Raw genomic sequence first — 13,924 nt, forward strand, 5'->3', positions numbered from 1 at the left:
CGCCTAGGCTGGATACATGACACGGGCATTGATCGTGGTGGACGTACAGAACGACTTCTGTGAAGGCGGGAGCCTCGCGGTCAGGGGTGGTGCGGAGACCGCGTTCAAGATCGGCAACGTGCTGCACGCGTGGCAGGAGGCCGAGGAACGCGACCGCGACTACGACTTCATCGTCGCGACCAGGGACCACCACATCGACCCCGGACCCCACTTCTCCGACTCGCCCGACTACGTGAAGTCGTGGCCGCGGCACTGCGTGGCGGGAACGGATGGGGCCGGCTTCCACCCCAACCTCGACCCGCAGCCGTTTCACGCGGTGTTCTCCAAGGGCGAGTACGACCACGGCTACTCCGGCTTCGACGGCAAGTCGATCGAGGGCAAGCCGCTGACGGACTGGCTGCGCGAACACGGCGTGGAACAGATCGACGTGGTGGGCATCGCGACCGACCACTGCGTCCGCGCGACTGCGGTTGACGCTGCGCAGGCGGGATTCCAGACTCGTGTACTGCTCGACCTCACGGCCGGCGTCTCGGTGGAGACGACCGAGCGAGCCCTCGCCGACATGCGCGAGGCAGGCTGCGAACTCAACGGAGTGCCGACGGTCCGCTGACCGCGCCAAGCGCGCGCCGGCGACGCCTCGCTCAACGCCCGCGCAGCCAGAGTCGGCCATCGCGGACGCATCTGCTCCGGGCAACCGTCCTGCACTGAAGCTCATCCGCGCTCAGCCGACACCGGATCCCGGCTGGTACCGAGTACCACTTGGAACCGAGTACCACTTGGAACTGAGTACCAGTCGGGACCGAGTACCAAACGGGACCGAGTACCAAACGGGACCGAGTACCAAACGGGACCGAGTACCACCTGGAACCCAGTACCAAACGGAACCCAGTACCAACGCAGATCGGCTCGCTCTGTCCGGCGTTCGCTGATCAGAGGCGTACGCGGGAGAGCTCGTCCTCCGTCAGTGCTTCCAGCCTGGCGCGGAGGCGTTCCGGCGTCAGCGGCAGATCCCGGAACCGCACGCCGATCGCGTCGTCGACGGCGTTGGCGAGAGCGGCCGGGATCGCCGGTGTGGTCACCTCGCCTGCTCCCAGCGGCGGGAAGCCCGGCCGGTCCAGCACGATCGTTTCCAGGCGCGGTACTTCCGCGAACCGCAGCACGGGGTAGCTGGTCCAGTCGACGGTCTCGATACCGCTCGCCGACGCGCGTACCTCCTCGTGCAGCGCCCGGCTCAGGCCCTGCAGCGTTCCGCCCTCCAGCTGGTTGGCCAGGCCGTCCGGGTTGACCACCCCACCGGCGTCGCAGGCGGTGACGACGCGACGGACGGCGATCACGCCCGTCTCGGTGTCGACCTCGACCTCGGCGACCTGCGCCACGTACGCCTTCGCCCCCTTGTACCGCGCGACCGCCACGCCCTGCCCCACGCCACTCGCCCCACCCGCCCCGCCCGGTCCGACCCGCGGGCGCCAGTTCGCAGCGCGCACAACGGCATCGAGTACGGCCAGCGCTCGCTCGTCGCGCAGGTGAGCACGCCGGAACTCCACCGGATCGGCGCCCGCCGCCTCCGCGAGCTCGTCCATGAACGACTCGATCGCGAACTGGTTCAGGTACGCGCCGAGCGACCGCAGCGACGACGTACGCAACGCGCCGCGGACGTACTCGCCCCGGACCTCGCGCGCCGGCAGGTCGTAGATCGGGTTCGCGCTGCGCACACCACCCTCCCCGCCGCCCGCCGGCCACGTCCGCTCCACCGCACCGCGAAGCCACGACACGATCAGCCGGTCGCCGGAGCCGTTCGGACGCGACCCGTGCGGCCCGGTACGTACGACGTGCCGCCAGCCGGTGATCCGGCCATCGGACGACAGAGCAGCTGACATGTCGGCGAGCATCGGCGCACCGTACGGCTCCCAGCCGAACTCGTCCTGCAACGAGAACTGGAACCGCACCGGCCGTCCGCCGGCAGCGCGCGCCGCCAGCACCGCGAACCCGGCCGCGTCGTCGGCGCCGTTGTGCCCGTAGCAACCGGGCCCGTCGATGTGCCGCACGATCAGCTTCTTCTCCGGCTCGCCCAACAGCGCAGCGAGCTCGCGGCGCAACGGGAACACGCCCTGGTTGTGCGTCCATACCGTGATGCCGTCCGGGCCGTACTGCGCGACCGCCGCCGACGGCGCCATCGAGGCGTGCGCCTCGTACGGCTTGGAGTACGCCGCGGACAGCTGCCGCCCCTGGGCCAACGCGGTGTCGACATCCCCCTCCGACGCCACCGGCTGCGGCACGCTCTCCAGATCGCGCAGCCCGGTTCTGGTGACGGTCGGTGGCAGGCCCGGGTCGTTCCAGGTCGCGGAGCGCCGCAGGCTCGCGACCGCTCGGACCGCCTGCTCCTCGCGCTCGGCGAGTACGAGCACCAGCCCGTCCTCGTGGACGATGTCGACGACTCCCGGCAGCGCGCGGCCCGCCTCGAGGTCGAGCGAAGCCGGACGCGCGTCGTACGTAGGTGGCAGCAGCGTGCGGGCGTGCAGCATGCCGGGCAACGAGAGGTCGTGGAGGTACGCACCCGAGCCGGTCAGCTTGTCGGCGAGGTCGGATCGCGGCACAGCCGCGGGCGGGCCGGCCCAGCTCGGCCGGTCGCTCGGAAGGATCGGGCCGGACGGGTAGGTCTCGCCCGCCTCGAGCAGCCGGCGGTACGCGGCGGCGGCGCGGGCCAGTGCGGCGCCGCCCAGCTCCATCGACATCGAGCCGGCGGTGTAGCCCTCGTCCGGTGTCTCGTCGGTGGCGGCGGAGCGCACGACCACCTGCTCCACCGGCAGGCCGAGCTCGGTCGCGACGACCTGCGCGAGAGCGGTACGGATGCCCTGGCCGAGCTCGACGCGTCCGCTCAGTACCTCGATCCGCCCGTCGTGGGTGGGTCGCAGCCACTGCTCGACGTTCGGGAACGACTCGATCGCGCGCGGGATCGAGTCGTTGGCGCTGGTCGCCTCGGCCTGCTGCTCTCCCAGCGGCGGCGCCTGTACGACAGTCGTACACGGCGGCTCGTCCTTGCCGCAGAGCCGGCGGATCGCGCGGAGTACCCGGTGCTGCGTGCCGCAGCGGCAGATGTGCTCGGCGAGCGCGCGCTGGATGTCGTCCTCGCCTGGAGCGGCAGCGGCGTCGGAGCCGACGAGGCTCGCGGTGGTCATGATCATGCCGTTGATGCAGTAACCGCACTGGGCGGCCTGCTCGCCGAGGAACGCCTGCTGCACGGGATGCGGGTGTTCCGACGTGCCGAGCCCTTCGGGAGTGGTGATGCGAGCTTCGGCGACGGCGGAAAGCGGTGTCTGGCAGCTGCGGATCGGCCGGCCGTCGGCCAGGACGACGCACGCGCCGCACTCACCGATCGCGCATCCGGGACGGACGCCGCGCAGGCCCAGATCGTTGCGCAGCGCGTAGACGAGGGGTGTTTCCGGATCGACGGTGGTGAGCTCGGCGTCCTCGCCGTTCACGTGCAGGCGGACCATGGCCCTATTCGATACCGAGATCAACTCGCCAGACAAGCCGGGTGTGCCGCAGCTCCACCTTCCCCGCGTGGCGGTCGAGGAGCGCGGTGAGCTCGCCTTGAATTAATTCGTTTGGGTCACCCGTAAAAACTAATCCGAGCTTGGACGCCAGCTGCCCGGGATCGTCGAACGTCTCGGGTACGTCGAACCACCAGCAACTCTGCAGCGTGGCGCGGCTTCCGGCGAGGCCGCCGGTGACCCACTCGCGTACCTCCTCGTAACCGAAGACGCGCTCGATTCGCCGCAGCTGCTCGGGTAGCTCGTCCTGCCAGCCGGGTACAGCGCCGGCGGCTCCGGTGGGGTGCATGCCGATCGCGTACGCGCCGGGTTTGGCCACCCGCTGGGCAAGCGGCAACCACTTTCCGATCACCGGGCCGCGCCGGCAGACGAACAGATCTACCGAACGGTCGGCGATCTCGAGCTCCGCCGACGGCTCGCCGACCAGGAACTCGACGTTCGACACTTCGCGTTCGGCGGCCAGCTCGCGGGCCAGGTCGAGTACGCGGGCGTCCCGGTCGACGCCGATCACGCGTCCGTCCGGGCATGCGGCGGCGAGCGACATCGCGTACGCACCGTGACCGCAGCCGACGTCGAGTACGACGGCGCCCGGGCGCAGGGAGTCACGTACGAGCGCGTCGAAGAACGCCTCACCGTTGGCCGCCGCGACGTCCGACCGCCATGGGTGCGTGAACCCACGGCTCACCAGCCGTTCGTCACGTTCCCAGTCGGCGAGATCCGCGGGATAGTCCGAGAGGAACCGGCTCAACGGCCGAGCTGCCTACGCTCCCGAATCCGCTTCAGCCGCCGGCGCTGGGACGGGTCGAGCATGAAGTAGGCCGCCACGGGAATGCCGATGACGGCGGCGAGGATAAGCAGCGGGACCGCCCAGTTGAAAATGATGCCGAGGAGCAGGAACGCACCTACGCCGCCGGCGATGTACCATCCGCGTTTCGCCATCTCATCCCTTTCGCTGCGAGCTCGTACCTATGCAACGTACGACGCCGGTTCTATTCTCCGTCAAAGCTTGGTCAAATCGCTTGCCGTTGTCTCGTAACCTGGTGCCCATGCGCGTCGGAATCGTAGGTGCCACCGGGCAGGTCGGCACGGTCATGCGTCGAATCCTCGCCGAGCGGAGCTTCCCGGTCGACGAGCTGCGGCTGTTCGCCTCTGCTCGGTCGGCCGGCAGCAAGCTGGAGTGGGGCGGCACGTCGATCACGGTCGAGGACGCGGCCACGGCCGACTACCGCGGGCTGGACGTCGCGCTGTTCTCGGCGGGCGGGTCGACGTCGCGGGCGCTGGCGCCCACGGTCGCCGCGGCGGGCGCGATCGTGATCGACAACTCCTCGGCGTGGCGGATGGACCCGCAGGTGCCGCTCGTGGTGTCGGAGGTCAACCCGCACGCGCTCGCGTCGATTCCGAAGGGAATCGTCGCCAACCCCAACTGCACGACGATGGTCGCGATGCCCGTTCTGAAGGTGCTCGACGCCGAGGCGGGCCTGCGTTCGATGGTCGTGGCGACGTATCAGGCGGTTTCGGGCTCCGGTCTGGCAGGGGTTTCCGAGCTGGACGACCAGGTACGGAAGGTCGCCGAAGGGGCTGCGGCGCTCACGCACGACGGCGCGGCGGTGGAGTTTCCGGAGCCGTCGAAGTACGTCGCGCCGATCGCGTACAACGTCCTGCCGATGGCCGGCAGCGTGGTCGACGACGGCGGCGGCGAGACCGACGAGGAGCAGAAGCTCCGGAACGAGAGCCGCAAGATCCTCGAGCTGCCGGAGCTGCTGGTGTCGGGCACCTGCGTGCGCGTGCCGGTGTTCACGGGGCACTCGCTGTCGATCAACGCGGCGTTCGACCGGGCGATCAGCGTGGAGCGGGCGTACGACCTGCTGCGCTCCGCGGAAGGCGTCGTCCTGGCCGACGTACCGACGCCACTCAGCGTCACAGGCGGCGACAAGACGGAGGTCGGCCGCCTCCGCCGCGACCCGACCGTGCCGAACGGGCTCGCACTCTTCCTCAGCGGCGACAACCTGCGCAAGGGGGCGGCGCTGAACGCCGTCCAGATCGCCGAGCTCCTCGCCGGCTCGGGCTCGCCTTCCTGAACCACCCCTGACCTGGGACATTAGGCGTCGATGCCGGCGCTGAGAACACGGCCCAGCCGCGCAGCCGCCGCCCGCGCACAGCGACAGCACTATCCGGCTGCCCGCACCCTCACCGCACTGCGAGTCGGCCGCAGCTCGCCGGCCCTGGACGAGCGGATCGGGCCATGCGCGAGCGGTCCGCGATCGCGTCGACGACGATCATCGGACCGGGCAGGACGATCATCGGGCCGGGCAGAAGGACGGCCGAGCCACAGAACGCGGCGCCGCGCAGCTTGCGGCCTGCTGCGTGCCGCGGGTGGCCTTGGACCACAAGGTGCCCCGGCCGACGAAAGCGGGGGCGCCTATCGGCACGCGGAACCGAGTCCGATGCGGCGGACCGGACTGGGCGGCCAACCGCCATCAACTGCCGGACGCTGGCCGCACGGACGCGGCCAGAAGAAGTGAAGCAGCCGGGCGCTGGCGTGGTGCAGACGGCGGTTCAGCCGCGAGCGACCCGCAGGCGCTCACCGGCAAGGCGGCTGTGGCAGCCTCAAGCGGCTCGAGGCAGCGGACCGGGAGCCGGAGTCAGCCGGAGCCGGCTACCGGGACCCGCCACACGAGCAACGTTCCGCCGGTCGGGGCCGCCGTGACTGCGCAGTGGCCGTCGCGGCGGCGGGCGCGGTCTTCGAGGTTGGCCAGGCCGCTGTGACGTTCCGGCTCCCCTATCCCGATGCCGTCATCGGCCACGGTGAGGACGAGCTCGTCGGTCAGCAGGATTCCGATCTCGACGGTTGTCGCGCCCGCGTGCCGGGCCACGTTCGACAGCGCCTCGCGTAGTACGGCCTGGAGGTCGTCCTGCAGGTCCGCGGGTAGCCCGTGCTCGATCGCGCCGCGGACGACGAGGCGTGGGCGGAACCCGAGCGCGTCCTCGGCGGCGCGAAGCTCGTCATCGATCCGGTCGCGTATGGACTCGGCGCGCTGCGCCCGGTTCAGACCGAAGATCGCCGACCTGATGTCGCGGTTGGTCGCGTCGAGCGCGTCGATCGCCTCGTTCAGCCGGTCCCGGACCTCCGGGCGTGCGGCAAGCGGTACGGCCATCTGCAGCCGCATCCCCGTGGCGAACAGCCGCTGGATCACCACGTCGTGCAGGTCGCGGGCGATCCGGTCGCGGTCCTCGAGTAGCAGCAGGCGTTCCCGGTCCTCCTGCGCGCGCACGCGCCCCAGCACCAGCGCCGTCTGGGCGGCGAAGCCCTCCAGCAGTTGAGCCTCGACGTCGAGCTTGCGGCTGACCGCGGTGTCGCGCCGCCAGCCCACGACGAGGACGCCGAGTACGCCGATCGAGCTGCGCAGCGGCAGCACCATGCACTGCCCGATCGCCGCGAACCGGCGGGCCACGGGGTCGTCCGACGCCGCGATCCGGTCGTCCTTGCCGAGGTCTTCGATGAGCAGCCGCTCGCCGGTGTCCATCACCCGCCGGGTCATCCGGGCTCCCGGCACGCGCATCCCGGCGGCCTCCTCCAGCCCGAGCCCGTCGAACGCCTCGATCACCGGATCGCCGTTCGGGTCGTCGCTGTCGGCCAGGATGATGCCCACGCTGTCGGCCCCGGCCACTTCACGGACCCGCCGGGCCACCAGCCGCATCGCCGCCGTCCGGTCGATCTCCCCGAGAGTCAGCTCGGTGATCTCGGCGGCCGCCTGCAGCCACCGCTGCCGCCGGCGTTCGTTCTCGTACAGCCTGGCGTTCTCGATGGCGACCCCCGCCGCCGTAGCCAGGGCGACCACGGCCTCCTCGTCCTCGGCGGTGAACTCGGCACCACCTTGCTTCTCCGTGAGGTAGAGGTTGCCGAAGAACTCGTCACGCAGGTGGATCGGAACGCCCAGCAGCGTCGTCATCGGCGGATGATGCGGCGGGAAGCCGTACGAGGTGGGGTGCTCGCCCAGGTCGGACAGGCGCATCGGTCGCGGCTCCTGGATGAGCAGCCCGAGCACGCCCTTGCCCTCGGGCAACGGGCCGATCAGCGCCCGCTCGGCGTCACTCATCCCGCGCGTGATGAACTCGGTGATCCGCCCGTCGGAGCCGACGATCGCGAGCGCGCCGTAGCGGGCGCCGACCAGCCGGCAGGCCGACTCCGTGATCCGGCCGAGGACGCTGTGCAGGTCGAGGTCGCTCCCCACCACCATCACGGCATCGACCAGGGACCGCAGGCGCTCCTGGGTCGCGATCACATCGGTGAACCGAGTCTGCAGATGGAGCAGGAGCTCGTCCAAACGTGCGCTCGCCAGCGGATCAGACTCCGTCGGAGTCCGGCGTTCAGGCTGCGATTCCGTGCCGGCCATGTACCTGATAGTAATCGGGATGGCGCCCTTCGTCCCATTCGCCGGACCGAAGGTCCCGGTCCCACCGCTCGGCTGGCGCGGTTACATGGAGGCAGTACGAGGGGAAAGGTGTCGTGACCGAACTGTTTGCCGGTATGCCGGGGACCTCCGGCGTCAACTCCGCGGAGCTCGCCAAGCTGAGCACGCTGGTAGCCCGCGCGCCCGTCCTGGGCGAGAGCCCGGGCTGGCGGTTTCGGTATCGCGGAGGCCAGATCGACATCGTGCTCGCGCCGAGCACGGTTGACGGGCCGGGCGCCGAGCGGGCCTGGCGACTCGCCGTGATCAGCGCCGCCGCCGCGGTCGTCAACCTACGGCTGGTGATCGGGCATCTGGGGTACGAACCGCAGGTCGACCTCGACCATGGCGGCCCAGTCGGCCTGCTCGCCCGCGTCAGCGCTGGACGCCAGCGCCCGGCCGTACCCGACGAGGAGCGCCTGTTCGCCGGTTTGGCTCGGCTGCCCGAAGGCGCCGCTCCCCAGCCGGCGGCGGAGGCGGGGGACGCCGAGGTGGACGACGACGACCTCGGTCACGTGATCGATGCGGGGGTACGGGCGGCCGCTGCCGACCTGGAGATCGTGGAGCCGCACGGCGCGGCCGCGACCGCGATCGACGCCGCGCTGGCGGGGAACGGCGCTGATGACGCCGACGGCGGTGGCGGCTCCGGCGGCGCTGGCTCGGGCTGGCGGATACCGTCCGGAACCGGCGCCCTTCGTTCGCTGGTCATCGTCAGCCGACGGGACGATCCGGGGGCCTGGCTGGCCACCGGGCAGGCGCTGCAGGCGATCCGCCTGGAGGCGGTATGCCGAGGGCTGGGGGCACACAGCGGCGTACCCTCCGATCACGGTGCGTACAACAGAGCGGCGCTGGGACGGATCGCCGTACCGCACGGTCCGGACGGCTTGGTGCAGGTCGGTGTCCAACTTCACCCGATTACAGTGTTGTGAGCCGGGCAAGTTGGTAAAAAGGCGGTATGACCGCCGTGCGTGTGTTCCTGCTTGATGATCACGAACTCGTCCTGCGCGGCTTGACAGATGTCTTCGAGTCGGCAGGCTTCGAGGTGGTCGGCCAAGCCGGAACGGCCGGCGACGCCGTGCCGCGTATCCTCGCGCTACGCCCGGACGTCGCCGTCCTGGACGCGCGCCTGCCCGACGGCAGCGGCATCGACGTCTGCCGCGATGTGCGCGCGAAGGACCCCGACATCCGCGGCCTGATCCTGACCTCGTACGACGATGACGAGGCCCTCTTCAGCGCGATCCTGGCCGGCGCGTCCGGCTACCTGCTCAAGGACGTGCGCGGCACCGACCTCGTCGACACCGTACGCCGGGTCGCGGCGGGGCAGTCCCTGCTCGACCCATCGGTGACGGCTCGGGTCCTGGACCGGATCCGGCACGGTCAACCGGAACCTGACGAACTGCGCCGGCTCAACGAGCGCGAACGCGAGATCCTCGGCTATATCGCGGAGGGGTTGACCAACCGGCAGATCGCGGCACGGATGTATCTCGCGGAGAAGACTGTGAAGACCTACGTCTCCAGCCTGCTGGCGAAGCTGGGCATGGAACGCCGCACCCAGGCAGCCGTACTCGCGACCAAGCTGCTCCGTAAGGGCTAGCGACCGCGCCACGCGGCCGAAAGCCGGTTGGTACTCAGTACCAAATGGAGCCGAGTACCAACCGGGACTCGGTTCCAATCGGAACTCGGTACCAATCGGAACTCGGTACCAATCGGAACTCGGTACCAATCGGAACCGAGTGCCAAATGGAACTCAGTACCAACTTGGCGAGCGTCGCGCTCGGGCGGCTGCGGCAGCCAGCGGTCGGCAGGCCTAAGCATGAGGCACAAGCGGCGGCTCGAACGATGCGGCGGGCTGACCGGCCGGGCCCGCCGGCTCGGCCGGTCCGCGGCCTCGGGGCCAACGCGCCCAAACACCGCGGCCGTTCAACGTGCGCGGCGGCGGACACGCGCTGCGAACACCCGGGCAGCAGACACCGCCAGCAGACATGCGCACCGCCAGCACACACGGCCCGCAGGGACGCACAGTGCGCGTCGGGAGCATCCGGCCAGCAGCACCGCCACCAGGGCCACGACCAGGGCCACGACCAGCGCCGGCACCGCGTATCACCACCGCGCACCGTCAGCAGCACGGCCAGCGCGCACCCGCAGCAGGCACCGGTAGGAGGGAACCGCCACCAGCACGGCCCGCACGCGCCGCCAGCGCGCACCCGCAGCAGGCACCTGCACGGCCTCTGCACACACCGCCAGTGCGCACCGCCGCCAGCACGGGCGGCAGGACCGGCAGCGGGGTCGAGCGACGGGTGCTTGGGCGGAGCCGCCTAATCCAGACCGACTGGGCCGGGGGCTGGGTCGGGTTGAAGGTGTTTGTGGAAGAGGCGCGCCACGTCCCCAGTCCAGTCTTGGTAGCCGTTGGCGCGGTAGAAGGCGTGGGCGCGTACTCGGCGGCGGGCGCTGGTGAGCTCCGTCGCTACGCAGCCGAGGTCGCGGGCGGCGGTTTCTGCCGCCGACACCAGGCGCCGGCCGACGCCTTGGCTGCGGGCGTCGTCCGCCACTACCAGGGCGACGATGCGGGCCCAGCGGCCGGGCTTTTCCAGGTACGGCACGGCGGCCACTGCGACGACGCCCACCACACGCTCGCGCTCGCGTCCGCACCCGTCTGCCCCAGCCACCGCGACCAGGACGGACGCGTCGGAAGGGGATGCGGCCCACACGGCCAAGCGCTCACGCACTTCCGGCACCGTGTTGGCCGGATACCCCAACTGGTGCAGCAACCCGGTCACCGCCGCCGCGTCGGTGAGGGTGGCGGGGCGGATCGCAACGTCGACCTCTGGCGCCGCCGTCAAGCGGGCACCGCGAGTCGATCGAGGAGGCGGGCGCGGGCGGCAGGCCAGTCGTCGTCGGTCATGGAGAACAGGACGCTGTCGCGGTACTCCCCACCCTTGCGCAACCGGTTCTTGCGCAGCACACCCTCCCGTTGCGCCCCCAGCCGCGCGATCGCCGCCTGCGAGCGTTCGTTGCGGATGTCGGTCTGCCAGGTCACCCGCACGGCCCCGAGCGTGTCGAACGCGTGCCGCAGCAGCAACAGCTTCGCCTCGGTGTTGACGCCTGTCCGCCACCACGCCTGCCCGATCCACGTGGCGCCGATCTCCAGCGTGCGCAGCGAAGGATCGAGACCGAGGTACGACGTCGTGCCGGCCACCACGCCCGAAGCGTCCACCTGCGCCCAGGTCACGCGTTCGCCGGACGAGCACATGGCCAGCATCTTGCGCACCAGCTCCTCCGCCTCCGCCAAAGAGCCGGGCCGCTCGTCCTTCAGGTGCGCGAACACCTCGTCGGCGTCCGCGGCCTGCAGCAGACCGCCGGCATGCGAGAGCGACAGCGGCTCCAGCCGTACGTGCGTCCCGGTCAGCACCACCGCCTGATGCCAGTCAGCGGACACTTGCATCACCCACTTTTGTACTAGTACAGTCTCTATATTGTGGTGACACAATATGCGATCACCGGCGAGTCGTCCAACCAGATCGCGTCCAGCGTGGAGTCCGGCGTCCGTTCCGGCGACCTCACGCCAGACGCACAGCTCCCGCCCGTACGCACGCTCGCCGACCGCCTGGGCGTCAGCCCCGGCACGGTCGCCGCCGCGTACAAGGCGCTCAGGCAGCGCGGCGTGATCGCGACCGACGGCCGGCGGGGTACGCGGGTGCTCGCCAAGCCCGCCGTCGTGCCCCGCTACCTGCACCGCCTCCCCGTCCCACCCGGTGCTCGCGACGTCTCCGGTGGAGAACCCAACGTCAAGCTGCTCCCCGCGCTCGGCCCAAGGCTGCGCCGCCTCGCGCCCGAGCCCGTCGCCTACAGCGCGGCCGGTCTGCTGCCGGAGTTCACGAAGATCGCCCTCGACAGGCTCCGCCAGGACGGCGTACCCGCCACTCGCGTCACCGCCACCAGCGGCGCACTCGACGGCATCGAACGCGCACTGGCCGCCCGGCTCGCCCCCGGCGACGTGGTAGCCGTCGAGGATCCCGGCTGGTCCAGCCTGCTCGACCTGCTCGCCGGCATGAACCTCCGCACCGAGCCCGTCACCCTCGACGACGCCGGCCCGCGTCCCGAGGACGTCCGGCGCGCGATCAACCGCGGTGCGAAGGCGCTCGTCGTCACCAGCCGCGCCCACAACCCCACGGGCGCCAGCGTCACCAAGGGCCGCGCCGCCGAGCTGCGCCGGGTCCTGCACGACCAGGACGTCCTGGTCATCGAGGACGACCACGCCGCCGAACTGTCCGACCAGCCGCTGCACTCCCTGGCCGGCGCGACAGACGCCTGGGCGTTCGTCCGTTCGGTCTCCAAGCCGTACGGCCCCGACCTGCGCTGCGCCACGTTCACGGCCGACGACGAGACGCTCGCCCGGGTCGAGGGCCGGCTGTGGCTGGGCGCCCGCTGGGTGTCGAGCATCCTGCAGGCGCTGGTCGTACGACTGTGGACCGATCCCGCGGTCGACGCGCTGATCCACAAGGCGAGCCGGCACTACGACACGCGCCGCGAGACACTCCTACGAGCTCTGGCGGCCCGAAACGTGCCGGCCACGGGACGCAGCGGCCTGAACGTGTGGGTACCCGTCGCCGACGAGACCGCGGCCTGTGCCCACCTGCTCGAGGCAGGCTGGGTGGTCGCGCCCGGCCGGATGTTCCGCCTCTCCAGCCCGCCCGGCGTACGGATCACGGTCAGCACCCTCGAGGGCCCTGACGAGATCGAACGGCTCGCCGACGCCGTCGCCCAGGCGGCCCACCCCACGCCCCGGCGGCCCGTCGCATAGAGCAATCTCCGGACGCTCGCGATGAGTTCTGGCGGGCCGCCTGGTCTACCGTCCGGAACATCAACCAGTGACGCCAAAGGGGAGCACCACAATGGGGACGTACGTCCAGCTCGGCGACGTGAAGACCTGGTACGACGAGCACGGCTCGGGCGATCCGCTCGTGCTGCTGCACGGAGGGCTGGTGGACTCGCGCTGGTTCGCGCCGAACCTCGAGCCGCTGGCCGAGAAGTTCCACGTCTACACGCCGGAACGCCGTGGCCACGGCCACACACCTGACGTCGAGGGTCCGATCACGTACCAGCTGATGGCCGACGAGACGATCGCGTTCCTCGAGAACGTCGTCGGCGAGCCGGTCGACCTCGTGGGGCACAGTGACGGCTCGATGGTCGCGACCCTGGTCGCCATCCAGCGGCCGGATCTGGTGAAGCGGCTGGCGCTGCTGAGCGGCGGCTTCAACAAGTCCGGCGAGGCCGCACCCGACGCGGAGTGGGACGTCGACGCGATCTTCGAGTTCCTCGGCCCGTCGTACGCCGAGGTCTCCCCCGACGGCATCGACCACTTCAAGGTGGTCGCCACCAAGATCGGCGAGATGGCCGCCAAGGAGCCGAACCTGCAGGCCGGCGACCTGTCCGCGATCACCCACCGCACGCTGGTGATGTTCGCCGACGACGACCTGGTGACGCTGAACCACATGGGGGAGATGTTCGAGGCGCTGCCGAACGCCGAGCTGGCGATCGTGCCCGGCACATCGCACTTCGCCACGCAGGAGAAGCCCGCACTGGTCAACGCGCTCCTGCTGGACTTCCTGACCAACGAGCCGGTGCCTACCGTCGCGCCGATCCGCCGCGCATCGAATTAATTAATACGGGTCACCCGTAAAACTAATTCCGGCCGCTGCCAGCCGCCGGCAGGGCCCGAGTTAATTAATATGGGTGACCCGTATTAATTAATTCCCAGGGCGGAGGGGCGAAGCGCGCTCGCTCACAGCACGGCACGCACGCGGGTCGGTGAGCGGCCGCCGGGGTGCACCCATCCGGGGTGGCATCCGGTACGGCGCACGGACCGAGGACATCGTCGTGGTGGCCAGCACCAATCCGGGGTGGCACCCATCCAGGGTGGCGCCC

12 protein-coding genes are annotated in these 13,924 nt (G+C 70.6%); 6 read left to right on the forward strand and 6 right to left on the reverse strand.

Features of this window, described 5'->3' with window-relative positions:
* The first annotated feature begins 16 nt into the window (after positions 1-16).
* Complete coding sequence (locus ACYVF6_RS30465) at positions 17-610, forward strand: cysteine hydrolase family protein (RefSeq protein ID WP_460526067.1); 594 nt, start codon at positions 17-19, stop codon at positions 608-610.
* A gap of 319 nt (positions 611-929) precedes the next feature.
* On the opposite strand, the gene ACYVF6_RS30470 is transcribed toward ACYVF6_RS30465, so the two are convergent.
* From ACYVF6_RS30470 to ACYVF6_RS30480, 3 genes are read right to left on the reverse strand one after another with little or no spacing between them, the layout of a single operon-like run.
* Entirely contained in the window at positions 930-3,494 is a 2,565-nt protein-coding gene (locus tag ACYVF6_RS30470; protein WP_460526068.1) for a molybdopterin-dependent oxidoreductase, read from the reverse strand.
* 4 nt (positions 3,495-3,498) lie between these two features.
* A complete protein-coding gene (locus ACYVF6_RS30475; RefSeq protein ID WP_460526069.1) occupies positions 3,499-4,299 on the reverse strand; it encodes a class I SAM-dependent methyltransferase in 801 nt (266 codons plus the stop codon).
* Positions 4,296-4,490 carry a hypothetical protein gene (locus ACYVF6_RS30480; protein WP_460526070.1) on the reverse strand — a complete coding sequence of 65 codons (195 nt, stop codon included), beginning with the start codon at positions 4,488-4,490 and terminating at the stop codon, positions 4,296-4,298. The genes ACYVF6_RS30475 and ACYVF6_RS30480 overlap by 4 nt, the downstream gene beginning before the upstream one ends.
* A gap of 107 nt (positions 4,491-4,597) precedes the next feature.
* On the opposite strand from ACYVF6_RS30480, the gene ACYVF6_RS30485 reads away from it, so the two are divergent.
* A complete protein-coding gene (locus ACYVF6_RS30485) occupies positions 4,598-5,629 on the forward strand; it encodes an aspartate-semialdehyde dehydrogenase (RefSeq protein WP_460526071.1) in 1,032 nt (343 codons plus the stop codon).
* A 564-nt stretch (positions 5,630-6,193) separates the two neighbouring features.
* On the opposite strand, the gene ACYVF6_RS30490 is transcribed toward ACYVF6_RS30485, so the two are convergent.
* A complete protein-coding gene (locus ACYVF6_RS30490) occupies positions 6,194-7,945 on the reverse strand; it encodes a GAF domain-containing sensor histidine kinase (RefSeq protein WP_460526072.1) in 1,752 nt (583 codons plus the stop codon).
* A gap of 113 nt (positions 7,946-8,058) precedes the next feature.
* Here ACYVF6_RS30490 and ACYVF6_RS30495 point away from each other — a divergent pair, with 113 nt between their 5' ends.
* Positions 8,059-8,928, forward strand: a complete 870-nt coding sequence (locus ACYVF6_RS30495) for a hypothetical protein (protein ID WP_460526073.1) — start codon at positions 8,059-8,061, stop codon at positions 8,926-8,928.
* Positions 8,929-8,954: 26 nt separating this feature from the next.
* On the forward strand, positions 8,955-9,593 hold the full coding sequence (locus ACYVF6_RS30500; protein WP_460526074.1) for a transcriptional regulator: 639 nt from the start codon (positions 8,955-8,957) through the stop codon (positions 9,591-9,593).
* A 721-nt stretch (positions 9,594-10,314) separates the two neighbouring features.
* On the opposite strand, the gene ACYVF6_RS30505 is transcribed toward ACYVF6_RS30500, so the two are convergent.
* The gene (locus ACYVF6_RS30505) at positions 10,315-10,839 is read right to left on the reverse strand and encodes a GNAT family N-acetyltransferase (RefSeq protein ID WP_460526075.1); all 525 of its coding nucleotides are present in this window, start codon (positions 10,837-10,839) and stop codon (positions 10,315-10,317) included.
* A complete protein-coding gene (locus ACYVF6_RS30510; RefSeq protein ID WP_460526076.1) occupies positions 10,836-11,435 on the reverse strand; it encodes a GNAT family N-acetyltransferase in 600 nt (199 codons plus the stop codon). The genes ACYVF6_RS30505 and ACYVF6_RS30510 overlap by 4 nt, the downstream gene beginning before the upstream one ends.
* Positions 11,436-11,474: 39 nt before the next feature.
* Between ACYVF6_RS30510 and ACYVF6_RS30515 the strand changes: the two genes are divergently transcribed.
* On the forward strand, positions 11,475-12,800 hold the full coding sequence (locus ACYVF6_RS30515; RefSeq protein WP_460526077.1) for a transcriptional regulator domain-containing protein: 1,326 nt from the start codon (positions 11,475-11,477) through the stop codon (positions 12,798-12,800).
* A 91-nt stretch (positions 12,801-12,891) separates the two neighbouring features.
* Positions 12,892-13,659, forward strand: coding sequence for an alpha/beta fold hydrolase (locus ACYVF6_RS30520; protein ID WP_460526078.1), 768 nt, complete (start codon positions 12,892-12,894; stop codon positions 13,657-13,659).
* Positions 13,660-13,924: the final 265 nt, after the last annotated feature.

The sequence above is a fragment of the Flindersiella endophytica genome, from assembly GCF_054779015.1.